The 24,950-nt window shown below is 32.0% G+C and carries 30 protein-coding genes; 19 read left to right on the plus strand and 11 right to left on the minus strand.

Going from position 1 to position 24,950, the window contains the following annotated elements; genetic code table 11:
• The first annotated feature begins 218 nt into the window (after positions 1–218).
• Genes AC6H4V_RS05515 through AC6H4V_RS05525 form a run of 3 tightly spaced genes read left to right on the plus strand, consistent with a single transcriptional unit; the run spans position 219 to position 2,054 of the window.
• On the plus strand, positions 219–857 hold the full coding sequence (locus tag AC6H4V_RS05515) for a type IV toxin-antitoxin system AbiEi family antitoxin domain-containing protein (protein ID WP_497607816.1): 639 nt from the start codon (positions 219–221) through the stop codon (positions 855–857).
• On the plus strand, positions 854–1,741 hold the full coding sequence (locus AC6H4V_RS05520; RefSeq protein ID WP_497607817.1) for a nucleotidyl transferase AbiEii/AbiGii toxin family protein: 888 nt from the start codon (positions 854–856) through the stop codon (positions 1,739–1,741). Before AC6H4V_RS05515 ends, AC6H4V_RS05520 begins: the two co-directional genes overlap by 4 nt.
• 7 nt (positions 1,742–1,748) lie before the next feature.
• Entirely contained in the window at positions 1,749–2,054 is a 306-nt protein-coding gene (locus tag AC6H4V_RS05525; RefSeq protein ID WP_497607818.1) for a hypothetical protein, read from the plus strand.
• A gap of 25 nt (positions 2,055–2,079) precedes the next feature.
• Here the strand turns inward: AC6H4V_RS05525 and AC6H4V_RS05530 are convergent, their stop codons facing one another.
• Positions 2,080–2,637, minus strand: a complete 558-nt coding sequence (locus AC6H4V_RS05530) for a recombinase family protein (protein ID WP_497607819.1) — start codon at positions 2,635–2,637, stop codon at positions 2,080–2,082.
• A 180-nt stretch (positions 2,638–2,817) separates the two neighbouring features.
• Here AC6H4V_RS05530 and AC6H4V_RS05535 point away from each other — a divergent pair, with 180 nt between their 5' ends.
• The 10 genes from AC6H4V_RS05535 to AC6H4V_RS05580 all read left to right on the plus strand — a co-directional run bounded on the left by AC6H4V_RS05535 (position 2,818) and on the right by AC6H4V_RS05580 (position 13,972).
• A complete protein-coding gene (locus tag AC6H4V_RS05535) occupies positions 2,818–3,027 on the plus strand; it encodes a hypothetical protein (protein WP_497607820.1) in 210 nt (69 codons plus the stop codon).
• Between the two features lie 118 nt (positions 3,028–3,145).
• Positions 3,146–3,673 carry a GNAT family N-acetyltransferase gene (locus AC6H4V_RS05540; RefSeq protein WP_497607821.1) on the plus strand — a complete coding sequence of 176 codons (528 nt, stop codon included), beginning with the start codon at positions 3,146–3,148 and terminating at the stop codon, positions 3,671–3,673.
• On the plus strand, positions 3,670–4,254 hold the full coding sequence (locus AC6H4V_RS05545) for a restriction endonuclease subunit S (RefSeq protein WP_497607822.1): 585 nt from the start codon (positions 3,670–3,672) through the stop codon (positions 4,252–4,254). Before AC6H4V_RS05540 ends, AC6H4V_RS05545 begins: the two co-directional genes overlap by 4 nt.
• Positions 4,255–4,258: 4 nt before the next feature.
• A complete protein-coding gene (locus tag AC6H4V_RS05550; protein ID WP_497607823.1) occupies positions 4,259–5,746 on the plus strand; it encodes a type I restriction-modification system subunit M in 1,488 nt (495 codons plus the stop codon).
• A gap of 1 nt (position 5,747) precedes the next feature.
• Entirely contained in the window at positions 5,748–6,593 is an 846-nt protein-coding gene (dinD, locus tag AC6H4V_RS05555; protein ID WP_497607824.1) for a DNA damage-inducible protein D, read from the plus strand.
• Positions 6,590–7,846, plus strand: a complete 1,257-nt coding sequence (locus AC6H4V_RS05560) for a restriction endonuclease subunit S (RefSeq protein WP_497607825.1) — start codon at positions 6,590–6,592, stop codon at positions 7,844–7,846. The genes dinD and AC6H4V_RS05560 overlap by 4 nt, the downstream gene beginning before the upstream one ends.
• 157 nt (positions 7,847–8,003) lie before the next feature.
• Entirely contained in the window at positions 8,004–8,894 is an 891-nt protein-coding gene (locus AC6H4V_RS05565; protein ID WP_497607826.1) for an Abi family protein, read from the plus strand.
• Positions 8,891–10,231, plus strand: a complete 1,341-nt coding sequence (locus AC6H4V_RS05570) for an ATP-binding protein (RefSeq protein ID WP_497607827.1) — start codon at positions 8,891–8,893, stop codon at positions 10,229–10,231. The genes AC6H4V_RS05565 and AC6H4V_RS05570 overlap by 4 nt, the downstream gene beginning before the upstream one ends.
• Positions 10,228–13,320: a type I restriction endonuclease subunit R gene (locus AC6H4V_RS05575; RefSeq protein WP_497607828.1), complete on the plus strand. Its 3,093-nt coding sequence runs from the start codon at positions 10,228–10,230 to the stop codon at positions 13,318–13,320. The genes AC6H4V_RS05570 and AC6H4V_RS05575 overlap by 4 nt, the downstream gene beginning before the upstream one ends.
• Positions 13,313–13,972, plus strand: coding sequence for a M48 family metallopeptidase (locus tag AC6H4V_RS05580; protein ID WP_497607829.1), 660 nt, complete (start codon positions 13,313–13,315; stop codon positions 13,970–13,972). The genes AC6H4V_RS05575 and AC6H4V_RS05580 overlap by 8 nt, the downstream gene beginning before the upstream one ends.
• Positions 13,973–14,058: 86 nt before the next feature.
• Here the strand turns inward: AC6H4V_RS05580 and AC6H4V_RS05585 are convergent, their stop codons facing one another.
• The 7 genes from AC6H4V_RS05585 to AC6H4V_RS05615 all read right to left on the minus strand — a co-directional run bounded on the left by AC6H4V_RS05585 (position 14,059) and on the right by AC6H4V_RS05615 (position 17,722).
• Positions 14,059–14,262, minus strand: coding sequence for a hypothetical protein (locus tag AC6H4V_RS05585; protein ID WP_497607830.1), 204 nt, complete (start codon positions 14,260–14,262; stop codon positions 14,059–14,061).
• A gap of 29 nt (positions 14,263–14,291) precedes the next feature.
• Positions 14,292–15,218, minus strand: coding sequence for a hypothetical protein (locus AC6H4V_RS05590; protein ID WP_497607831.1), 927 nt, complete (start codon positions 15,216–15,218; stop codon positions 14,292–14,294).
• 565 nt (positions 15,219–15,783) lie between these two features.
• Positions 15,784–16,116 carry a hypothetical protein gene (locus AC6H4V_RS05595; protein WP_497607832.1) on the minus strand — a complete coding sequence of 111 codons (333 nt, stop codon included), beginning with the start codon at positions 16,114–16,116 and terminating at the stop codon, positions 15,784–15,786.
• 26 nt (positions 16,117–16,142) lie between these two features.
• Positions 16,143–16,382: a hypothetical protein gene (locus AC6H4V_RS05600; RefSeq protein ID WP_141050268.1), complete on the minus strand. Its 240-nt coding sequence runs from the start codon at positions 16,380–16,382 to the stop codon at positions 16,143–16,145.
• A gap of 94 nt (positions 16,383–16,476) precedes the next feature.
• Complete coding sequence (locus tag AC6H4V_RS05605; protein ID WP_497607833.1) at positions 16,477–16,809, minus strand: hypothetical protein; 333 nt, start codon at positions 16,807–16,809, stop codon at positions 16,477–16,479.
• Positions 16,810–17,208, minus strand: coding sequence for a hypothetical protein (locus tag AC6H4V_RS05610; RefSeq protein WP_497607834.1), 399 nt, complete (start codon positions 17,206–17,208; stop codon positions 16,810–16,812).
• Positions 17,201–17,722, minus strand: coding sequence for a hypothetical protein (locus AC6H4V_RS05615; RefSeq protein WP_497607835.1), 522 nt, complete (start codon positions 17,720–17,722; stop codon positions 17,201–17,203). The genes AC6H4V_RS05610 and AC6H4V_RS05615 overlap by 8 nt, the downstream gene beginning before the upstream one ends.
• 94 nt (positions 17,723–17,816) lie before the next feature.
• On the opposite strand from AC6H4V_RS05615, the gene AC6H4V_RS05620 reads away from it, so the two are divergent.
• Positions 17,817–17,984 carry a hypothetical protein gene (locus AC6H4V_RS05620; protein WP_497607836.1) on the plus strand — a complete coding sequence of 56 codons (168 nt, stop codon included), beginning with the start codon at positions 17,817–17,819 and terminating at the stop codon, positions 17,982–17,984.
• A 3-nt stretch (positions 17,985–17,987) separates the two neighbouring features.
• Here the strand turns inward: AC6H4V_RS05620 and AC6H4V_RS05625 are convergent, their stop codons facing one another.
• Positions 17,988–18,719, minus strand: a complete 732-nt coding sequence (locus tag AC6H4V_RS05625) for a helix-turn-helix domain-containing protein (protein ID WP_497607837.1) — start codon at positions 18,717–18,719, stop codon at positions 17,988–17,990.
• A 143-nt stretch (positions 18,720–18,862) separates the two neighbouring features.
• Here AC6H4V_RS05625 and AC6H4V_RS05630 point away from each other — a divergent pair, with 143 nt between their 5' ends.
• The 5 genes from AC6H4V_RS05630 (at position 18,863) to AC6H4V_RS05650 (ending at position 22,998) form a co-directional block, all read left to right on the plus strand.
• The gene (locus AC6H4V_RS05630) at positions 18,863–19,540 is read left to right on the plus strand and encodes a hypothetical protein (RefSeq protein WP_497607838.1); all 678 of its coding nucleotides are present in this window, start codon (positions 18,863–18,865) and stop codon (positions 19,538–19,540) included.
• A gap of 12 nt (positions 19,541–19,552) precedes the next feature.
• Complete coding sequence (locus AC6H4V_RS05635; protein WP_497607839.1) at positions 19,553–20,962, plus strand: DnaB-like helicase N-terminal domain-containing protein; 1,410 nt, start codon at positions 19,553–19,555, stop codon at positions 20,960–20,962.
• Positions 20,963–21,034: 72 nt separating this feature from the next.
• Positions 21,035–21,397, plus strand: coding sequence for a hypothetical protein (locus tag AC6H4V_RS05640; protein WP_298752655.1), 363 nt, complete (start codon positions 21,035–21,037; stop codon positions 21,395–21,397).
• Positions 21,397–22,572 carry a tyrosine-type recombinase/integrase gene (locus AC6H4V_RS05645; RefSeq protein ID WP_497607840.1) on the plus strand — a complete coding sequence of 392 codons (1,176 nt, stop codon included), beginning with the start codon at positions 21,397–21,399 and terminating at the stop codon, positions 22,570–22,572. Before AC6H4V_RS05640 ends, AC6H4V_RS05645 begins: the two co-directional genes overlap by 1 nt.
• A 33-nt stretch (positions 22,573–22,605) precedes the next feature.
• Entirely contained in the window at positions 22,606–22,998 is a 393-nt protein-coding gene (locus AC6H4V_RS05650; protein ID WP_497607841.1) for a YbgC/FadM family acyl-CoA thioesterase, read from the plus strand.
• Here AC6H4V_RS05650 and AC6H4V_RS05655 read toward each other — a convergent pair.
• Positions 22,982–24,262, minus strand: coding sequence for a type 1 periplasmic-binding domain-containing protein (locus AC6H4V_RS05655; protein ID WP_497607842.1), 1,281 nt, complete (start codon positions 24,260–24,262; stop codon positions 22,982–22,984). The two genes, AC6H4V_RS05650 and AC6H4V_RS05655, sit on opposite strands and share 17 nt — an antisense overlap.
• Positions 24,259–24,915 carry a uracil-DNA glycosylase gene (locus AC6H4V_RS05660; protein WP_497607843.1) on the minus strand — a complete coding sequence of 219 codons (657 nt, stop codon included), beginning with the start codon at positions 24,913–24,915 and terminating at the stop codon, positions 24,259–24,261. Before AC6H4V_RS05660 ends, AC6H4V_RS05655 begins: the two co-directional genes overlap by 4 nt.
• Positions 24,916–24,950 lie beyond the last annotated feature (35 nt).

Here is a 24,950-nt window from a genome sequence, read left to right on the forward strand (position 1 = left end):
ATCTTTTATGAAATAAAAATACTTTCGCAGTTTGTCAAGTTATGCAGTTTTGCAATAGCATAATCTTCAACTAATATGTATCCTATTACATAAAAATATTCTATTTTATTGTAAAGTATTACATAGTCTGTGAATTAAATATCATTATTTTTATTCTTTACTCCAATATTATTGGATTATCTATATAATATTATTGATTTTATAGTATAATAACTCTTATGAAAACAATAGAATTAAGAAATGCTTTGCCATTGTCCATATTTTCCCATGAAATGGTTTATTCATTACTTGAAAAATCAGTTAGTAATGTCAATGATAAAATCTCAAATCTTGTAAAAAGTGGTGAACTTGTAAGACTTAAAAAAGGTTTTTACACTTTTTCAAAAGCTTATCTTACAAGACCAATTGATCTAATCAGTATTGCAAATACACTTTATACACCATCGTATGTATCTTTTGATTATGCGTTAAGCTACTATGGGATGATACCTGAAAGAGTAACTGAAATAACATCAGCTACAAGTAGAAATGAAAAACTTTTTGAAACACCTGTTGGAAGATTTAGTTATAAAAAAGTGCCACTTCAAGCTTATTCTTTAGGTGTTGATTGGATTTATGATGAGAATGATGGTGGAAGATTTATAGCAACACCTGAAAAAGCTTTGTGCGACAAGATACGATATGATAGAGGTATAGGTACACTTACCCAAAGTGCAATGACGGAGTACCTAAAGTATGATTTACGACTTGAAATTACAAACCCACTAGATAGCCATCTTATAGAAGAGATTGCAACCGCTTATAGATCTAAAAATTTAAAAACATTGGCACAACTAGTTCACAAAGGAAAACTATGACACATCCAGCACTTATAAAAATGCTTCAAAAGTATGATTTGACAAACTCCAATAGTAGCTATGATGCTCTAAGAGAGATTTTACAAGAGATAGTATTGCTGGGACTTTATGATGCAGGATTTTTTAAACATGCTGCTTTTTACGGAGGAACGGCTCTTAGAATACTTCATAATCTTCCAAGGTTTTCGGAAGACTTGGACTTTTCACTTTTACAAAGTAATCCAGAGTTTAACCTAAAACCTTATGAAGAAGTGATCATATCTACTTTAAAAGCTTTTGGGTTTGATGTAACAATAGAGATAAAAGAGAAAAATAATAGTAGTGCAATAGCATCAGCCTTTGTAAAAGGCAATACTATAGAGCATTTGATAAACATAAATGCTCCAAAAGATATAACAAATAAGATTCACAGAGATCAAGCGGTAAAAATAAAATTAGAAGTTGATACAAATCCACCATTAGAGTTTGAAACAGTAAATGTTATCAGACTAACACCAAGACCATTTTCAATAAATGCTTTCACTTTACCGTCACTCTATGCAGGTAAAATACATGCGATTTTATGCCGTGCATGGAGCACAAGACCAAAGGGGCGAGATTGGTATGATTTGGTTTGGTATATCGCAAATGAAGTGGAACTTGATTCTATTCATCTAAAAGCAAGGCTAAATCAGAGTTGTAAGTATTTGGAAGAGAATAATATACAAATGCCAAGTGAACTTAACAAGCAAACTATAAAAGAGCTACTTTTACAAAGGATAGAAACACTTGATATTGTAAAAGCAAAAAATGATGTACAACCTTTTATAAAAGATATAAGAGAGATTGAACTTTGGTCTAAAGAGTTTTTTGTATCAGTGATAGAAAATATGAAAGTAAGGTAGACAGGTTATGAAAATAGAAATTGAAACGGCAACAAATGGTTATATAATAACAATTCCACCAGAATATGAAGATAGCATTGAAAAGAAAATTGTAATTCAAGAACCTGAATACAATCATCGTGACACTAAACAAGAAGAGTTTGAATGTTTTCGTGATTTAGTATCGAACTTGCAAGAAATTTTTGGTGTTAACAACTCTAAACACAATACTATTGGGTATATCAATGATATTTGTTCAGAACATATGAGATGGGAATTTAAACAACAAATGAAACAATCATTAGAAAATCCAAAAAATGATTTAGGTGATTAATGCAAAAACAGAAAGAGGGATTATTTTAATTATCCCTCCTCAAACTGTCAATCAAAGTGCTTCTTTTGACACCAAAAGTTCTACAAATAGCAGCCTTGCTCATACCACTTGCCAAAGCTTCTTTGATAGCTTTTAATTTTTCATCGTCGATAGCTTTTGGGCGACCACCAGATTTGCCTCTTAGTCTTGCAGATTCAAGTCCAGCTTTGACCCTTTGCTGAATCAAACTTCGCTCAAATTGAGCCAATGCACCAAATATATGAAAAAATAGCTCTCCGCTAGCAGTCGTGGTATCCATCCCCTCAGTAAGAGATACAAAAGCAATATTTTTTTCTTTCAATGATGTGATAATAGAAATCAAATGAGCCAAACTCCTGCCAAGTCTATCAAGCTTCCAAACCACTAAGGTATCACCACTTTTTAAAAACTCTAATGCAGCATTTAATCCATCACGATTTTTTGAAGCACCAGATACAATATCTGCAAAAATATTTCTCTCATCGATTCCATACTTCAAAAGAGCATCTTTTTGCAAAGATGTGGTTTGTTCCTCTGTTGAAACTCTCATATAACCAACTAACATACGAATAACCTCCATAAAAATGTTTTCGTATATATTCATAATCCGACATAGTTTTTCGTTTATTTTTTTGAATATTTTGTAATGGAATTAAGATAAGCTGGTAGGTATGTCGAAAAACATTTGTTTTTCGTACTGGAATTATGAATACCTATAAAGATATTTATAAAAAGGAAGAAAACAATGAACGATATGAACCCAACTACAGGTTTACCGATGTCAGGTAGAGGTATTGATGCAGGAGGAACACCTTATGGTTGTAGCTCAGATAGTTCGGATGATGGAGCAAGTGGCAGTGATTTCAATAATATTGCTAACTACTGGAGCTGGAAAGTTGATGTTATTCTAATACTTTCTGTTATAGCTATTAACATTTATGTATTTAATAGTTAATATTGTATTATTTTAATAATACGACAAAAAACTCTTGACAATAATATTTTCATTTGCTATACTTTTGAAATAAATGTATTATTTGTAAGATAGTGCATTAAAAATAAAAAGGTAGTAAATGCTTTCATTTGTAAGAAAATTTTTTGTACCACAATTTGACCTCATTGATACAAAAACTAGTGATTTTGAAATAATCAAAGATCTATTTATAGATGGAGTCAATAATGGTAGTTATGAAAAAAGTATCATAAGCGATAAAAATCAATTTCACCATATGATCGAACATATGACAAATGGAAAACATGGAGTTGATGCTCGTGGAAGAAATGCAATAACTTTATCATGTGCATTATATGAAAAAGAGACTATCGGTTTTATGACATTAGCTATTGATTCTGCTAACAAAGAAATTGAAATCTGGTACTTTTCCATTTTACCTAAATACAGAGACAGTGGTAATGGAACAAAATATATGGAAGTTTTATTTAAAATGATTAATCGAGAATTTCCAAATTATAGTTTAATGGCAAGATGTAAAGAAAAATCAAAAGAAATGACTAAAATCTTACATAATTTTAATTTTAAAGCGGTCTCTATTAACAAAGAAGATTATGTGATTTATAAATTGGCAAAGGTTTCTTCGTGATTAAACTAAACGACATAGCCGAGATAAAAACTGGACTTGTGCTTAACAGAAAAAAAGCTGATATGAGCAAGGATCAAAAGTTATATTACAGTGTTGTATCTCTCAAGTCTTTTAATGAAGATGCCGTCTATGATAATACTTTTGCAGATGAGTTTATTTCAAATGAGCAAATCAAAGAAGATTATCAAGCAAAACAAGGTGACATCCTCTTAAGGCTTAGAGAACCAAACTTTGCAGTATATATAGACAAAGAGTATGAAAATCTTATCTATCCATCTTTGATGGTTCGTGTAAAACTTAAAGATAGTAGATTTGATCCAAATTTTGTAGCTCATTATCTAAACAGTACTATCGTAAGAAGAGCTTTATCTACTGAGCTATCAGGTACAACCATACCTATGATAAAAGTTGCAGATGTAAACGAGATAAAAATACCTTTTATAAACCTAGATAAACAAAAAAAGATAGTAGAATATCTAAAACTTGCTCATAAAGAAAACGAGCTTTTACATAACCTAATAAACGAAAAACAAAAACAGTCAAAAGAGATATTTGAAACATTAGTATTACAAGGAGAATAATTAAATGAAAAAAACGACTCAAAGCACAATCAACAATGTAGTATGGAAAGCTTGCGATACATTCAGAGGTACGATGGATGGAAGTGATTATAAAGATTATGTTCTTACGATGCTATTTGTGAAGTATCTTTCTGATTTTTATAAAGAAAAACTAGAACAGCTACAAGCAGAGTACGGTGATAAGACTGATAGAATCGAAGCAAAGCTAAAAAGAGAAAAATTCAGACTTGATGAGAGTTGCACATTTGATTATTTGGTTAAACACAAAGAGGCTCCAAACCTTGGTGAGATAATGAACAAAGTCCTTGAAAGAATCGAAGAGGACAACAGAGATAAACTAGAAGGTATCTTTAGAAGCATAGACTTCAATAACAAAAACAAACTAGGTGATACAAAAGAGAGAAACACTATACTTAAAAACCTTATCGAAGACTTTAGTGATACAAGACTAGACCTTAGACCTTCAATGTTAGAGGGCAATGATGTCATCGGAGATGCTTATGAGTACCTTATCTCACACTTTGCAAGTGATGCAGGGAAAAAAGGTGGGGAGTTTTATACCCCAAGTGAAGTATCAACTCTTTTAGCAAAACTAGTTGAACCTAAAGAGGGAGAGATGATCTATGACCCTACATGTGGTTCTGGTTCACTACTTATCAAAGCATCAAAAGAGATAGGAAGTAAAAACTTTCGTCTTTATGGGCAAGAGAAAAATGGACAAACTCAAGCACTTTGTAAGATGAATATGTTTTTACATGAGATAAACGATGCAGTTATCGAGTGGGGAGATACTATAAGAAATCCACTTCATTTGCAAGACAATCTTCTAAAGACTTTTGATGTGGTTGTAGCAAATCCACCGTTTAGTCTTGATAAATGGGGTGAAGAGATAGCAAACGATGATAGCTTTGGAAGATTTAAGCACGGAACACCACCAAAAAGCAAAGGGGATTATGCTTTTGTACTTCACATGCTAAGTTCACTTAATTCTCATGGGAAAATGGGAGTTATATTACCTCATGGAGTTTTATTTAGAGGTGCTAGTGAAGGAAAAATAAGAACAAAACTTATAGAAGAAAATCTTCTTGATACGGTTATTGGCTTACCTGCAAACTTATTTTTTGGGACTTCAATACCTGCTTGTATTTTGCTATTCAAAAAAAATAGAGCTAATAACGACATACTTTTTATAGATGCGAGTCGTGAATTTGAAAAAGGGAAAAATCAAAATAACCTCACAGATGAGCATATAGCAAAGATATTTGATACTTATAAAAACAGAAGTGAGATAGAGAAGTACTCACATGTAGCAACACTAGATGAAATACAAGAAAACGACTATAACTTAAATATTCCTAGATATGTAGATACATTTGAAGAAGAAGAGATCATCGACCTAGATGCTACCAAAACAAATATAGCAACTATTGAAAATGAGTTAGTGGAGATAAAGTCGAAAATGAGTGGCTATCTAAAAGAGTTGGGGCTATAAGATGAAAAAAGATATAGAACTACAACACCACCAAACATTTGAAGAGATAAAACAAATAGATAAAAATGGCAATGAGTTTTGGTATGCAAGAGCTTTAGCAAAACTTCTTGATTATACAGATTTTAGAAACTTTACAAAAGTAATAGACAAAGCAAAAGAAGCTTGTATCAATAGTGGTTTTGATGTAAATGATCACATCGTTGAAGTCAACGAGGAGATAACACACGGAAAAGGTGCAAAAAATAGCTATACATCTTTTGCACTTTCAAGATATGCATGTTATTTAGTTGTACAAAATGCAGACCCAAGTAAGCCTGTAGTAGCAAGTGGGCAAACATATTTTGCTATACAGACAAGAAGACAAGAGCTACAAAATGATGAAGCATTTGCACAGCTTAGAGAAGATGAAAAAAGGGTATTTTTACGAAATGAACTTAAAGAACATAATAAACAGCTAGTAGAAACAGCACAACTTGCAGGGGTTGAGACTGATTTGGATTTTGCAATATTTCAAAATCACGGATACAAAGGCTTATATGGTGGACTTGATGCCAAAGGGATACATGAGAAAAAAGGGCTTAAAAAATCTCATAAAATCCTTGATTATATGGGAAGTACAGAACTAGCAGCCAATTTATTTCGTGCTACTCAAACAGAAGAAAAACTCAAAAGAGACAATATCAAAGGCAAAACAAAAGCCAACCAAACCCACTATGAAGTTGGCAAAAAAGTAAGAGAAACTATAGCTGAACTTGGCGGAACGATGCCAGAGGATTTACCAACTCCAAAAGAGAGTGTAAGCAAAATAGAAAAGTCACACAAAAGCCTTGAGGATAAAAAGTCATGAGTGAAATCAAACAAGGCTATAAGCAAACAAAAGTGGGGATTATTCCAGAAGATTGGGAGGTTGTGAAGTTGGGAAAACTAACAACTGTTGAAACTGGCAAAACTCCACTTAGAAGTAATAAACAATTTTGGGATAATGGAACTATAAATTGGGCAACTACTACGGAAGTAAATGAAACCTATATTGTTTCAACTAATGAAAAAATTACTAATAAAGCAGTTGAAGAATTAAAAATGAAAATATTGCCCATTAATACAATTTTGTTAGCAATGTATGGACAAGGTAAAACTAGAGGAAAAGTTGCACTCTTGAAAATTGAAAGCACAATAAATCAAGCTTTTGCTTCAATTAAGCCAAATAAAAATTATTCAACAAATTTTATTTTTAATTATTTAGATAAATCTTATGAAAAAATCAGAGATTTATCTCATGGTAGTAATCAAGATAATTTAAATTTAGATATTGTAAAAGCTTTGCAAATCCCCATTCCACCGCTAAAAGAGCAAGAAAAAATAGCCGAGATTTTGACAACTTGGGATGAAGCTATCACCAAACAAACCGAGCTTTTGAGAGCAAAAGAGCTACTTAAAATTGCCCTTATGCAAAAGCTTTTAAGCGGTGAAGTTCGTTTTAGTGGATTTAGTGATGAGTGGGAAGAAGTAAATCTTGGAGATATAGGAGAGTTCAAAACAAGTAGTGTTGATAAAGTTATTAATGAAAATGAAAAGCTTGTTAATCTTATTAATTATATGGATGTTTATCGAAACAAACATATTGATCAAAATTTCAAATGCTCAGAAACATCACTTAAAGAGGAACAATATGAAAAAGTTAATCTAAAAAAAGGTGATATATTATTTACTCCATCATCGGAAACACCAGATGATATTGGACATTCAGCCGTAATACTTGAAGATTTATTAAATACAATATATAGCTATCATTTAGTTAGATTTAGACCTAAAAAGAGTATTGATTTAAAATTTAGTGGTTATGTTTTTAATAATGTGGATATATTAAAAGAATTTGCTAAAAGAGCTAATGGAAGTACAAGATTTACATTATCAATTAAAGATTTTAATGAAACAAAAGCAAAATTTCCATCACTCCCAGAACAACAAAAAATAGCCGAAGTTTTAAGCCTTGCAGATGATGAAATAAATCTACTTAAAAATAAACTTGAAGAGCTAAAACTACAAAAAAAAGCACTTATGCAAAAACTACTAACTGGAGAGACGAGGGTTAAGGTGTGAGTATCAGAAGTTTTAAAGGGTTTATGTATTACAATTTCAATAACACACCCTTTCCACCTCCAGCTTTTAGCTATGTGCCAAAGAGAGGGTCTTCGTTATGAATAATCTTCACGAAAAACTTCAAGAGCTAAAAAATCAAAATAATCTTTATACAAAAGTGCATAAAACATTTGAAGAACAACTTCAAAAACTTATTGAGCGAAAACTTACAATTTCCAATGAACAATATGTATTATCAAAATTAGAACACATAAATTATTATAGACTTAGTGCTTATTTTTTACCGTTTCAAAACAAAAAAGATTCCACAAATCCAAATGAGTTTTTGTCGAACACAACTTTTGAAGATATCATCAAGCTGTATTATTTTGATACTGAACTTAGAAAAATTATATTTGAAGCTATTGAGGTTATCGAGATATATTTACGAACACAAATTGCTTATTATCACTCACAAAAATATGGAGCATTTGGCTATCTTTATATTGCGACATTACGAGGCAATTACCAAACAGAGTTTGATGAGTTGTATCAAGATATTATCAAAGAAAAAGAGAGGTCAAAAGAGGTTTTTATCAAACATTTTAAAGACAAATATAACTCATCAGATTTACCTATTTGGAGTGTGGTTGAGATTATCTCATTTGGGTCTTTGTCAAAACTTTTTATGTTATTGCAAGAAGAGGAGCAAAATCAAGTTATAGCTAAAATGGGAAATATCAATAAAGTTGTATTTTTCAAATGGTTTAAAGCACTTTCAAGTGTAAGAAATGCTTGTGCACATCATAGTAGGCTTTGGAATAAAACCTTAGGAGTTGGTTTTGAAGTGCCACGAAATAAACCTAGTTTTGCATCCTTGGCAAATAGTACGAAAAAAGTGTTTTTTGCTTTAAGTGTTATTGAATATATCCTTACTTGCATCGGTGAAGATGAGATAGAGTTTAAAGACAAGATAAAACAACTGCTTCAAAAATATCCAAATGTTGATATAAAAGCTATGGGGTTTGTGCAAAATTGGGAAGAATTGGAAATGTGGAGAGAGATATGAAACTACAAATTAACGAATCGCAAAACATAGAATTTAAACAATCTTGGAGAGATGAGTATATTAAAGCCTCGCGTGCTTTTGGCAATACTGATGGTGGGAAACTTTATATCGGTGTAGATGATAATGGCGAAATCAAAGGCATCGACAATGCTAAAAAACTACTTGAAGATATACCAAACAAAGTACGAGATATCTTAGGCATCATGGTAGATGTCAATCTTTTACAAGATGAAGATAAAGAGTACATTGAAATCATTACAGATAAATATCCATACCCTATAAGCTATAAAGGTTCATATTACTACAGAAGTGGAAGCACAACACAAGAGCTAAAAGGTGTGGCACTTGATAAATTCTTACTTAGAACACAAGGCAAAACTTGGGATAGTGTACCAGTTCCTTATTTTGGAGATACAGATTTGGACCATTATGCTTTTAAACTATTTAGAGACAAAGCCTCTAAAAAGAAGAGAATAGATCCTGAACTTTTAAAAGAGAGTGATGATGTTTTAGTTGATAAATTACGATTACGAGAGGGTGATTATCTCAAGCGAGCGACTGCACTACTTTTTGCAAAAGAGCCTATGAAATATGTCATGGGAAGTATGATCAAGATAGGTTACTTCAAATCAAACACTGATTTAGTCTATCAAGATATAATAGAGGGAAATCTATTTGAGCAAGTAGATAAAGCTATGGAGCTTATCTTTACAAAATATTTAAGTGCTTTGATAAGCTATGAAGGTATTCAAAGAGTAGAGAGCTTTCCTATTTCAGAACTAGCATTTAGGGAAGCTCTTATCAATGCAGTTGTTCACAAAGATTATAGCTCACAAAATAGCATCCAAATAAGTGTATATGATGACAAACTTCTTATGTGGAATGCAGGAGATTTACCACCACACTGGACTATAGATACACTTTTACGAAAACATACATCCGAGCCACATAATCCTCTAGTTGCTTATCCTTTTTTCTTGGCTGGATATATAGAGTCTTGGGGAAGAGGGATAGAAAAAATCATAGAAGAATCACAAAAATTTAATGGTATCACTCCACGGTTTAGATGGGAAAATGGTCTTTGGGTGGAGTTTTATTTTAATAATACCCCTAATAAAATAGAAAATACTGAAACTAGGGTAAAAACTAGGGTAAAAACTAGGGAGAAAATTTTGGAGCTTATTAGTGCTAATCCAAATATTACAAATCAAGAACTAGCCGATACGCTGCAACTAACGGTAAAAGGTATTGAGTGGCAAATTAAAAAACTAAAAGAAGATGGTAAGCTTGAAAGAATTGGCGGTGCGAAAGGCGGATATTGGGAGATTTTAAAATGAATGATAACATTACACTTGAACAAGTAATACAACAAAATTGTATCGATCTTTTGAGCCATAAAGATTTTGGCTATAAGTTTATAACCAAAGAAGATAATCTTATTTTCAGAGAAAATAAAACATCCACCGTGCTTTTAAAAAAGATACTCATAGAGAGACTTTATGCAATAAATAGCTATGAGTACAAAGGGCAAAACTATAAATTTAGTGCCAATAATATAGCCAAAGCAGTAGAAGACTTGGATGTATCCTTAAACGAGGGATTGATAGTAGCAAATGAGAAGATTACCAATCATCTGCTTTTAGGTACTAGCTATGAAGAGAATCTTGATGATGGTACTAAAAAGAGTTTTTCTTTTAAATATATCGACTTTGAAAATATTGAAAATAACCACTTCTTTGTAACAGAAGAGTTTATAGTAGATCGTGCTAATCAAAACGAAATCACAAAGACTAGAAGACCTGATTTAGTTGTTTTTGTAAATGGTATTCCACTGGTGGTGATTGAGCTAAAAAAATCAAGTGTGAACTATGAAAATGGTATCAAACAACTTGAAAAAGAGCAAAAAAAAGATGAAATCCCACATCTGTTTAAATATATCCAACTAACTATTGCAGCAAATAGCAATGAAGCTAGATATGGAACTATGGGAACACCTTTAAAGTTTTATAGCTTGTGGAAAGAGGAAGAGAGCGAAAAATCAAAAGCAACTATAAAAACAATGATACAAAATAGAGAAGTAACTAGTCTTGACCTTACTTTATTTGCGCTTTTATCGAAAGATAGGCTGTTAAGACTTATAAGACACTATATTTTATTTGATAAAAAAGTAAAAAAAGTGAGCCGTTATCAACAGTTCTTTGGAATTGAAAAGACACTTAAAAGAGTAGAAAAGATAACAGATGGTATAAGAGCTGGTGGACTTATCTGGCATACTCAAGGAAGTGGTAAATCTCTGACAATGGTAATGCTTACAAAACTTCTAAAATTAACTTACACTAATGCAAAAATCATAGTAGTAACCGATAGAGTTGATTTGGATGAGCAGATTCATAAAACTTTTGAAAATACTGACATCAAAGCAGGAAGAGCAAGTAGTGGAAGTGATTTGATAGAAAAACTTCAAAGCGGTATAAGTGTGATTACAACACTTGTACATAAGTTTGAGAAGGTAAGAAATTCAAAAACTGTTATCAATGATAACAATGTATTTGTGCTAGTGGATGAATCTCACCGTACTCAAGGTGGAGATTTGCACAATGCCATGAAAAAAGCTCTACCTCTTGCTTGTTATCTTGGATTTACAGGAACACCACTTCTTAAAAAAGAGAAAAATAAAAATAGCTTTTTGAAGTTTGGTGGTGAAATACATAGATATACAATAGATGATGCTGTAAAAGATGGAGCTGTTTTGCCACTACTTTATGAGGGAAGACTTGTAGATCAAGAGGTACTTAGTCCAGATGGATTGGTGCGAAAATTTAATATGATTTCTCGTGAGCTAAGCGATGATGCAAAAAGAGACTTGCAACACAAATGGGCAAGATTTCAAAAAGTTGCATCAAGTGAGCAAAGACTTGAACTTATAGCACTAGATATCAATGAACACTTCAAAAAAACTTTAAAAATGTCAAATAGTGGATTTAAAGCGATGTTTGCAACAAGTAGCAAGTATGAAGCTATAAAATATCATGAGATTTTTGAAGAGTATGGAGATATACGAACTGCTTATGTAATTTCAAGCAATGAACATGAAGAATTAGATGGTGGAAATAAAGAATATGTGGCAAAAGCATGGCAAGAGACTATCAAAAACTATGGAAGTGAAGAAGAATATCTAAAATATGTAAAAAATGAATTTATCCATGGTGATGAGATAGATTTACTGATCGTTGTAGATAAGCTTTTAACTGGTTTTGATGCACCAAGGGCAAGTACACTTTATATAGACAAACAACTAAAAGAACATAATCTTTTACAAGCAATTGCGAGGGTAAATAGACTTTATGATGGAAAAGATTATGGGTATATTGTTGATTATAGAGGGCTTCTAGGAGAACTTGACCAAGCTTTGACAAATTATGCTTCACTTGATGGTTTTGATCCAGAGGATTTGACGGGAGCTGTAGTAGATGTAAGAAGCGAAATAGCAAAAGCTAAAACTTATTACACCCATTTAGAAGACCTTTTTAGTGATGTAAAATTTAAAGATGATTTAGAAAGTTATGTAGTTGTTTTAGCAGATATTCAAAAAAGAGATGATTTTAAAGAGTGGTTATCACACTTAGCTAGAGCTTTTAAATTGGCGCTTTCTAGTGAAAAAATTGATGACATTTTAAGTGAGAATGAAATCAAGCTATACAAGAAAAAAATCAAATTTTACAATGAACTCAGAAAAGTAGTGCAGCTACGATATCACGAAACTTGTGATTTTGGAAAATATGAAGAACAGATGCAAAAGCTACTTGATACATTTGTAAGTGCCAAAGAGGTGAATGAGCTTACAAAGCTTGTAAATATCTTTGAAACAGAGTTTGAAGAAGAGGTGCAAAGAGTAGAGGGTAAAAGTGCAAAAGCTGACACAATTTTGAGTGCCGTAAGTGCTGTAGTAAAAGAAAAAATGGAATCAAACCCAGCATTTTACAAATCTATAGCCGAGCAGATTGAAGATGTAATCAATGAATATAAAGCTAAAAGACTCAGTGAAGAGGAAAAATTAGCAAAAGCAAAACAATTAAAAGACCTAATTACAGGTATGTCACAACCAAATGAAGACAAATATCCAAAAGAATTTGAAAATAAAAAAACTCTAATTGCTATTTATGATAATTTAGGTGACATTTTGGGTAACTTAGAAGTTGTGGACTTTGAACTAATTGTTAAAAATTTGACTTTAAAATTTGATGAAATTTATTCAGGAGCTTCTAAAAAACCTGAATGGCATAAAAATAAAGATGTTGAAAATGAAATAACAAGTGCAATGGAAGATGTTCTTTGGGATATAGAGGATGAATATGATATATCAATCGAAAACAAAGAAAAAATTTATCAAACTATTAGAGGTATAGGGATAAGTTTTTATGCTTGAAAACATCCAAATTACTAAAAAAGATGTAAAAAATATCACTTTAAAAGTAAAACCATCTGGAGAAGTAATTTTAACTGTTCCAAAGATGACTAGTGATGAGCATATAGAGTTTATAGTAAAAAAAAGAGCCAAATGGATTGAAAAAAAGAAAGAGTTTTTTGCATCATTTGAAACAAGTGAAAAAGAGTATGTGAGTGGAGAGGATTTTAAATATCTAGGTCGAAGTTACAGGCTTAAAGTTATTGAAGCAAAAAAAGAAGCTGTTAAGCTTCAAAGAGGCTATTTAGAAATCTATGTTAAAAATAAAAATGATTTAAAACGAAAACAAAATTTGGTTTATGGGTGGTACTATGAAAAAGCATTGCTTCATTTTTTTAATATTTTGCAAGAGTTTAATAAAATTGTGAAGCAAGAGATAAAAGATATAAAAATAAGACAAATGAAAACAAGATGGGGGAGCTGTAATCCTCATAAATCATATATCAATCTTAATATTGAACTTATAAAAAAGCCAAAGATCTGTATAGAATATGTAGTTTTCCACGAATTGGTTCATTTGCTTTATCCAAACCATTCTAAGCAATTTTACGATTATTTAGCTCTTTATATGAGTGATTGGGAAAAACGGAAAGAGATTTTAGAGAAAGTTTAATTTTTCAGCCCTCAAGAACTAGCAGAGTCGCTCCCGTCTTAGGGCTTGATATTCAAAGCAAATTCTACCAAAATTTAGCTCAAATATCAAACCATTTGTACTCCAAAATTCTCTGGCTTAATATGAAAATATGATGCTATTTTTTGATACATCACCTCATTTATTTCACTTAAAATTCCCTCACTTTGCTCATCTATGATTTTATCTTTGATGTCATAGGCGAATAGCAATTTATTTTCTTCATCAAGCTTTATAGCTGTTAAATATTCTTTGATGATAAGTGGTTCCATTTTGTTTTTCCTTTGTAATGATTTATTTTTTAGTGTCCAAGATAGTGCTCAGTGATACTTGCCCTATAGTGTTTCATCTCCCAGCTAACACCTTGTAAGGCTTGTTCATAAGTGTATCCGTGATTTTGATACTCTCTTACACGATTTTGTGCAAAAGTCCATCTAAAGCCGTGTGAACCATGATGAGGGATATTTAATTTTTGACAAGTATTTTTAATATCATCAATATACTCTTGATAAGAGATTTTAAAGTATGAAGTATCATTTTGCAAAAAGAAGTTTTGCAAAGTTTCATAAGTTTTAGTTGAGATAAACACATCGCCAACTTTACCACCTTTTTCTTTGGTTTCTATTACTCCCACACTTTTGCTCGTAATCTCATCAATTTTTATAGCTTTTAGTTGATCTTTTTTGATAAGTGTCACTCCCTCACTTCTAGCACCGCCTTCAAGCTGTATTGTTGCAGCCAATTGGTGTTTTGGATCGGAGAGATTTTCTATTATTAAAAGTGGATTATCATATACTCTGTTATGATAGTTATTTGCCACAAGCTTTAAATCTCTAGCATTGTTTAAAAGCTCTTGTCTTATTTTAAAATCATAAATAATTGGAAATTGGTATTTCTCTTTTGAGTAGCGATTTAAGGCAATCTCTAGTTTACCAAGAGCAGATGTGATTTTTTCCAAGTATTGCTTAGATGGGTAGTATTCTATTTTATACTCAATATAGCTTTTGATATGCTCATCTGTTATAAGCTCACAGTTTTTGAATTTAAAGTGTTCTAAAAGATAGTTAAAAAAGTTATTCCAAACATTTCTATAACTCTCCATCGTTTTAAAAGATGATACACATCCATAGTGTTCATGATTTGGATTGATTCTATCAAATTTTTTTGCACCTTCAAAGAATATGAGCTTTGTAAGCACTGCTGTTTGATAATATACACTTCCTCTCATTTTTACTTTTTCCATTTATCTATAATTTTTCTTTTTCCTGCCTCTATATACAGGTATGTGTTGAGTCCTTCTACTTTTTTTCACTTTGAAAGCATCAAACAAAGATTAGATTTTTGATAGATCTAATAAAACTAAATTTAGGTGTTTCTCCTACCACTAAGGTGGCTATACAGTTTTGAAAAGTATCTGAGAACTTTACATTTTGCTTCACAGTTTTTTTAGTAGTCTAGAAAGAAAAGATTCTGGTAAACTCTTCCGTCTAGCTCAACTTTAGTCATTGTTTGAATCAATGCTTACTTTTCGTAAGGGTTATAAAAAAGAAAATTCTAACACCAAATTTGTCAACTATAACCGCTCTTATAAAAAAAGATTTGCGATAAGATTTTTTGCTCCCCGTTTCCTTGTTTTTTTAGATTGTTTGAAAAGTTGCTTGTTTTAGGGGATTTTTAAGTGATAATTTACAAAAACAGAAGAGGTGTAATTTACACCTTTTTTTACAAAGCTTTACAAAAGAGTTGACAGGAACTCTTTTGTAAGATGGTGGAAATTTTATAAAAATTGTAGATTAAATACTATTAATCATCCCTAAAACCTCTTTATAGATAGGGTTTTGATTATATTTACCTTCTAGCTGAATATCTATCCCATTTGTAGAGATAAATCCTTTTTTATAAAGCGATTTATATTTATCATCCAAAACAGCTTTGACCATATTTTTGCCAAATTTATCGCAAAGAGTTTTTATATCATTGTGGTTTAAAGTACTAAGATAATTTGAGATGATAGAGTAAACTTTTTGATAGCTTCTTTGATTTGTTTGCCAAAAAAGATTTACAGAGAACTCTGATGGCTCAAACTCTATAATATCTGATAAATTGACAATACTGATTTTTTTCATTAGTGGCTGTTTCTATGTTTTTTTGATTACTTTAAAGGTTCATAAGGTGAATTACATTTTTCACAATATAAAAAATGCTTTCCTTTTTCTGCTTGATAAAAAGTAAAATTATCTATTTTCACATCAATTTGAGCTCCACACTGAATACAGTATGGATTTATAAAAATTGCTTCATCTCCAAACTCGTTGACAACTTTTTTATACATAGCATCAATATCACTAATAACGACTATGTTATCACTACTATCTTCTAAATTATATTTCATAAAATTTTCCTAAAAATTTAAGTATCTTACTAATGTAAAATCTTTCTATAGAGATTGATTATAGCTAAAATTTATTTTTATATAAGCTCAAATTTTAAGACTTTTCACACTTCCCACCATGTGTACTGTAGTTTTTCATAGCAGTATTTAAAAGAACCTCTGCAAAATCTTTATAAAGCAGTTGGATACTTTGTGGTGCGTTTTCTTTTTGAAAAGTCTCTTTAACTCTTTTTTGCACAATCCATCGAACCAGAAATAGTGGAAAAAATCTTCTCATACAATACAAGGCATGACAGTATATTTTTTTAGATGATGACATATGCGAAGCATTTCCATAAACGATTACATATTGTGCTTCCTCTTGAGTAAATTCTGCACCTGTTTTCTTTTTAAACATATCTTCATACATATCAAATGGAAATCCCATTTATCGCTCCTTTTGTTTGTTTTGTCGTTTGATAATATTTTTTAGTTTTGTAATCTCATCTTCTAAAGATTGTCTCACATAATGGGTTGACTTTATCTCTGTATGAAATTTTGAAAGGCTGTTATCTATAAGTTTGAAACTATCTTGAATATCTTTTTGCTCTTTTGCGTTTTCACTAGCAATTTTTAAAAGATATTTTTTATACTCATTAAATTGCTCCTCTATCTCATCAACATTTTGAGCTAGTTGGGTTTGAAACTCTGATGAGTAGTTCATCAGAAGCTTTTGAATACTAAGAGCGAATCTATCTTGTAAAAAGTAAAATATTCCAGCTCCAGCAATTACTCCACTAAAGAATACAACCACCTGCATCATCATAAAAGTTGTTTGGTTATACATTTTTCACATCCTTTTTTATGATGTACTCGTTGATATATTGTGATAGATAGGTATGGGAGATAGTTTTTCTATATTTGCTTTGCAGGTGTTGTTTTATATCTCTTAGGCTATGTCCATCATTATGCAGTGCCAAAATAACTGAATGAATCGATAAAAGCATTTGAAGCTTCTGCTTTGGTTTCTCTTTTTTGAGTTTTATCCTCTCTAATTTGGCGATACCTCCAAGCTCATTTAGAGTTTGACTTTTATTTTTTGATTTTAAAAGCTGCTCTTTGTCGTAAAAGTGCTTGATAGCAAGAAGAAACGAAGCCAAAGATAAAAGCTTTTTATCAATTCCATCATTTTTGAGTTTAAAAAACTGATTTTTTTGCTCATCAAATATCAGTATCTGAAATTCGATGTTTTGCCTATTGAACCAGTTTATAAGTGTTTTTCGCTGCTCTTTGGAGAGCTTTGTATGAAACTCTAAACTTGAAAGAGTTCCACTGTCAACAATGTTGTTTTTTTGTTCCATGTTCACCTCGTTTGATTTTATTTACAAGGTATTCATAATTTTGAAACAAACAAAAATTATGAATATGGGTAAAGAATTAAAATAGGAGCAACAAATGGCAGCAAAAAGTAGAATGGAAAAGTATAGAAGAGAAATCAGAGAGTTAATTGATTGCGGAGCTTCAATAACATCAACATGGAAAATTATTAACTCGAAAATAAATTCCGATACAAAAATTAGCTATACAGCTTTTTATCATTTTGTAAAGAAAAATATTAACTAAGAGTTATTTTTCAAATGGAGGAAATAGAGTTTTAATATCAATTTTACGATGTGCTAACACTATCATTGGAGTCATTTTTGATTCCAATTTTTTAATGGTTTCCTCAGGATGCGTAATTAATAGTTTACACTCCTTTTCGGTAAAGTTCAATTCAATATTTGCTTCAAATTCTTGTTTGATTTTATTAGTGAATGCAGGATTGTTTTTAATCGTAAAAACTTTATATCTACTTACAAGATCAACAATATACTTTTTATAAGATTCAATATTTTCTAATTCAGCCTTATTTTCAGCAATATATCTGAAAATATAGTATAAAAATAAAAATGGTCTTACTGGAATATGTCCTTCGAGTTTCAAAGCTTTGAGTAATTTTTCAACTGTTGAGCTTTCTTCTTTATTGTGAATAAATTTATCAAGTACTTTGTTAATCAGAATACTGTTTAATTCAAGATTTAATTCATCTTGAGACAAAAGTAAATTTAAATCCTTCAATACTTCATGGTTTTCTTGAGTCAAATTATTGTCTTCAAAAGTTAAAAATTTTGGTTCTAAGCCTAAAAAAAGATAACTTGGATTTGCAGCAAAAACATCAATATATTTTTGAATTACTGCACTTGTAGGATTCATTTTATCTGTTTCATATCGGGCAATTGTAACTTGTGTTAATTCCAGTTTCTCAGCAAATTCTTTTTGTGATAAGCCAGTCTGCTCTCTAAATTCTTTTAAATACATATTCTTTCCTAAATAAACAATATTCAATCAATTTCTAATAATATCTTAAAGTATATAAGTGATAGCTTAAGGTATATTTAAATTTATAGATGATAAAGTTTCAAATACTAATAATATCGTAAACGATATAGAAAGGAGCAATAATGCACTCAAAACAGATAGCCGTCGAATATCTTGCACCAAAGATTAGCAATCCTGCAATGATATTTAAAGATATAAATATTTTTAAATCAATTCTACCTTGGGCAAAAGATAGTGCAAAAGAATTTTTTGAGACGCAAACATCAAAAATGTTTTTAACTTCATATGTTGATGATGTAGCACCTATTGTAGATGAATATCTTACAAATAGAGCTACTAAGATGTATGAAAAAGCGATCAAATCTCAAAACAAACTTTTTAGCAATCTTTGTTCAAGTCAAAAAACAGTTGCATGGATTATTGATAGATGGATAAACACTTTTATTAATCTCACTTCAAATCCAGCTTATAAAGAGTACATCGATATTTCAAAAATCAAAATCGCTTTTAACGATGAGATAAGTACTGCATGTAGCAATATAGAAGATATTTTGGAGTTTGAAAAACTACAAAAACTACCAAAAGAGCAAATCATACAAGCTTTGAAATTTATCTGGGAAGATGGATATTTTGATAGTTCACTTGATAAAGAGGATATCGAAGAGCTTTGTAAAAAATTTGATTTGAGTATCAAAGATGTTTTTGGAACTGATGATTTAGTGAAACTAAATCTAAAAAAAGAACAAACTGAAAGCGGCCACTCTCAGCTTGTTTTTGTATTTGAATCCGAAGTTGCATAAGGAAACAAACAGATGAAGTCTAACACAAATTACAGTTTTGACTGCTTAATTGGTATCGAAAGAGCCATATTAAGCACACTTATAACCTATCCTGAAGTAGATAAAATCAATGAAGCTATCTCAATAATTGAAGCGAATGATTTTTATTTTGAACAACATGGACTTATTTTTAATACCATAATTGATCAATACAACAATGACCGACCAATAGATGAGATAACAGTTTATCTTAGAAATAAAGCAAAAATCCAAGAGAACTATTATCTTGAGGTTATTTCAGCAAATCCACTAGCTTCTATAACTGATTATCTCAAACAACTAAAATTTTATAGTCTTGAGAGACAAATAACAGTTGTAGCTGCAAAAGTAAAAGATGGAGATTTTAAAAAAATAAATGACCTACAAGTGTTGCAAGATAAAATGGAATCACTTGGAGATATAAGAGATTTAAAACCCTTTACTGATAAATTTGAAGCATATATTGGCTCATTAGATTTAGATGTTGAAAAAATCAAAAACAAAAAAGTTGAGTATCTCTACGACAATTTTTTAGTTAAAAACGACATCATAATGATTGTAGCTCGTCCAGGAACTGGTAAGTCATTGGTTTCGGTTGCACTTTGTAATATGCTTCTTAGTGAAGATAAAGTCAAAAGAGTTTTTTATCTTGATGGGGACAATTCAGAGCTTACTATAAAAACAAGAAATATCCACCATCTAAAAGAAAAATTTGGAAATAGACTCAACTACTTAGTTGAACTATCAAGAAGTAGCTTTATGCAAGTAATTAATGAACTAAAAAAGATTGATTTGACAGATTGTTTAATTGTATTTGACTCTATCAAAAACTTCATAACAGGAGATAGAAACAACCACAAAGATGTAACAGAGCTTATGAATATTCTAAAAATCCTAAGAAAAAACGGTGCTACGATTATCTTTTTACACCACCAAAATAAACTTCAAAAAGAGTTTAACTCAGAATTTGCTGGAAGTAGTGCATTTGCTGAAGATGTTGCTTTAGCGTTCGAGCTTAGAAAAAATGAAGATAAACAGACCTATATCCTCATCCCCATTAAAGATAGAAATAATACATCTGACTACATAGCTTTTAAATACAACCAAGATAATACCCTTACAAAAGTTGATGTGGATTATGCGATGGAAACAAATGAGGACCTTGAAATGAAAGAGGAAATCATTAGATTTATCGCTTCAAGTAATGAAAAGCCAAAATACAGTGATATTTTAAGCACTTTAACTGATGCAGGCTACAACAAAGATAAAGCAAATAAAATCATCCAAAACGGTAAAGATAAATATTGGAAAGCTACAAGAATTCCAAAACAAAACAATAAATTGGTTTTTGAACTACTAGATAACCAAGATAGCCAAGATAACTCCATAAATAGGGGTCTGTAATGAACAAGATTTATAAGATAGCTTACGATAACTCAAAAAATATGAATGTATTGTAGTAATAGGAGGAAGATTATGTATGACGGACAAAAATTAGATTTATTACTAGCAAAATTTGAAGATATACAAGATACTTTGCAAATGTTTATGCCAAATCTACAGCTCAAACGAAATGTTTTGACATTTTTAGACATTACAGAGCCTACACTCAACCACTATATTAAAAACGGAGTTTTAGAAGAGGGATTACATTATGAAAAGGTTGGCAAAAATAAACTTCGTTTCATTCCTGAAGCAATTATTGCATTTAAAAAATCAGGTATCAAAAGACAAGTAGAGATGAAAAAACCTCTCAAGGTTGAGATTGAAGAAAAACCAGTGATATTATCAAATCCAAATGCAAAAAAGATGTTTGAAAAAATGAAGAGGGCAGGATAATGAAAAAGCAAAAATCTGTTAAATATATCTATCAAGATGTTAGATTTAGGATTATTGAGCGAAGCGGTCACTGGAATTTAGATTTCTTTATAGATAACAAGCGACAAAGAAGAAGCACTTCATTAAAAGCAAATAGCGATAATTTACTTATCATCAAAAAAGAGATTATTCCAGAACTGATGCTTGGACTTACAGGTGCAAATATAGCATTAGAAGAGGAGTTTGATGATCCAAAAGATATGACAGTGGAAGAGTTTGGAATAAAAAGTATCAATTCTAATAAGCCAAACATCAAACCTCATGTATATGAGCGAAAAATGGCAGCTTTTAAAAACTATGTTGTTCCATATTTTGGAAAAACTAAAATAAGTGCCATAAAGCCTATGGATATACAAGATTGGCAAAATAGATTGCTTACAACACTTACACCATCAAGTGCTCAAAAGTATCGCTCTATCTTTTATAACATCTTACAAGATGCCTTTATAAATGAGATAATTGTTAAAAATCCAATGCAGTTAGTAAAAGCTCCAAAACAAAAATCAAAGCAAAAGACTTTATTTGATGAAGAAGAGGATGTAATGCCTTTTAACAATGCAGAGATTAAACTTATTTTAGAAGATAAGCAACTTTTTGAACACAATAAAAACTTTTATAAACTGATGCTTTTTACAGGGATGCGACCAGGTGAAGCAGTTGCTCTTAGATGGCAAGATATACTCTTTGATAAAAAGCAAATCAAAATAATGCAAACAAGAGTTGCAGGAAAAGATGGCACACCAAAAACGATGTCATCTATGCGATATGTGGATATATTGCCTCAAACTTTAGAAGTATTACAAAGTCAACAAAAGCTCACTGGAGATAAAGAGTATCTATTTTATACAAGAAGTGGCAAAAGATATTTTTCTCACGATACTCTTGCTGCTTCATTTAAAAGATTGCTCACTCGAAACAAAATCAAAGAGAGAGTTCTGTATAATCTTAGACATACATTTGCTTCACAGATGATAAGTCAAGGTGTTGATATAGTTTGGGTATCAAAAACATTAGGTCATAAAGATGTCTCAATTACACTCTCAACATACACAAAATTTATCCAAGAAGATGAAGCAACAAGATTTCAGAAATTAGAGAAATTTGGCACAATTTTTGACACATTGGCTAACTCTTAGCTGTCAAAGTGCCTTAATATAGGGGTTTACAAGGTGAAAATTAGAGTCTATTACGAAGATACAGACGCTGGTGGGATTGTTTATCACTCTAATTACCTCAATTTTTGTGAGAGGGCTCGGAGTGATGTTTTTTTTCAAAAGGGATTTTCTCCTGTGCTAGAGGGTGGGCATTTTGTGGCGAAAAAAATTATGGCGGAGTATCTTGCGAGTGCTAAACTTGGGGATGTTTTGGAAGTTTCTAGTGAGCTTTTAGAGATAAAAGGGGCTTCTTTTGAGCTTCTTCAGAGAGTTTTTAAAGAGCAAAAGAAGGTGTTTGAATTGCGTATTGTGCTTGTTTATGTAACTTTTGAGGGGAGACCTCAAAAAATTACTTCGGAAGTGAAAAGTTTGATAGACTCACTTTTTTTGACTAGCGGTATGGAATGAAGCGTGATGTTTCCGGCTTGAGCAGAACCACTGGGTAAATCATCTGGTTTTCTTGAACTGGGAGAGTGTAGGTGCGTGTATCACCGCTTATCATCCATGCAAAGTAGTCCACGCCGATGGTTGTCGTGTAGTTGATCCAATCATAAACAATATCGTTTTCTAAAACGGAATTTGTCTCGATGAGTGCGTCATTGTTTTGCGTGATGGAGTTTGCGATAATCATCTCTTTTCTATCGCGGTACTGCGTCATGGTGAGCAGAAGTGGGTTGTAGTTGGCTTGTGCAGAGAGGATGTTGGTTACTTTTGCATCAAAGAGCGTCAACTGAGACATGACCATACCGCTTTTGACAACCGGTGTGTTGAGAAAAACTGAACTTCCTCGTAGTTTTGAGTTGTTTTTTATCTCTTTATCAAGATTTGCTACTTTTTGCGCGATAACATATTTGGTGACATTTGCGCCATGTGTCTGTTTAAAGGCAGCCTCTTCATAGGCACAAAGTTGGCGTCCTACCTCAGACTCATCGCAAAAGATAACAAGTTTTGGGTGCGCTTCTTCTAAAAGCATATCGATTTGCGCACGGTAATCTATGGCACCGTAGTAGAAGTTAGAGAGAGATGTTTGTGTATCTTTTTTGTTGATGGTTGGAAAATAGATGAAGAGTTCAGGGTTGATTTGAGCGATAATCTTTTCTCCTGCTTGTGTCAAAGGAGCGATAACATACTCAAAGCCATCTGCTTGGATAGCACTCAGTGCTTTTTGAATCTCCTCATGGCTTTGGTTTTCAATCTTGTAGCTCTTAAGCTCAAAAGGCGAACCTCTCTCCATAAGGTAGGCAAACGAGGCGTTTGTTGTGGAAGTAGCATATCTTCCTATGGTTTTATGCGGTAGGAGCAGAGCAATACGGATTTTTGTGGAGGAGTATGTACGTGCCTCTTTTGTGTCGATTTGGGGTTGCTCTTGAAGTTGCTCTTGCTGTGGCTCTTCTTGCGCGTTCTCTTCTTGTACGCTCTCATCGTTGCTGGCTACAACGACAGAAGAGATTCGCTCTGATTTGAGCATTTTTGCTTGCGTATCCGCATCTTGGTGAGCAAGATAGGAGAAAATCAAACCCTTTTTAAGATAGTTTTGCTGGCACTTGGCATCGCAAGGGTAGGGGTCTAAATCTTGGACACTTACCTCAGGAAGAGGAATGTTAGAAGGCTGAGAGCTTCTTGCAAAAAGGGTTATAGAGAACAAAATAGTGTAAAAAAACAGTTTTATCATAGGCAACTCTTTATGGTTAAAAGATCACGCATTGCGACCTTTTTATCGTCTGGATTTCTTAGAAGATGGTTGGGGTGGTAGATGGGAACAAGTTTGTATGTCTTGCAGTCGATTACGTGACCACGTACACTTTGAAAATTATCTTCCTCGGATGTTACTTTGGCGTACGCATCTTTGCCTAGTGTCACAACGACTTTAGGTTTTATAAACTCAATCTGTGCAAAAAGATACCCCTTGCAAGAGTCCCACTCCGAAGTCGATGGCATGTTGGAGCTTAAGGGTTTGCATTTGATGGCATGGGTAAAGTAAACATCCTCAGTTTTTACTCCAAGGACATTTTCTATCATGTTCGTCAAAGTCTCGCCGCTTCTGCCACAGTAGTAGGAGTTCGCACTATCTTCACTCAAAGAGACAGCGTAGTCGATAAACATGATATCGGCGTTTGGGTTGCCAAAACCGCTCATACTTTGTCTTCGTGATTTGCTCAGGTCGCACAGATGGCAGGTAGCGATATCTTTTGAGAGCGTTTGAAGATTGGAAGGTTTTTCGTTGGAACTCATCTGATTTACCAAAAAGGGGTCACTATACTCAAAACCAACAGCTTTAAGGCGATAGAGATTTTGTAAAAGCAGCAAGTTCTGAAAAGATTTCAATCACACCCTTTTTTGAAAAAAATAGTTTGGATGTG

It is taken from the genome of Sulfurimonas lacustris (assembly GCF_059705355.1).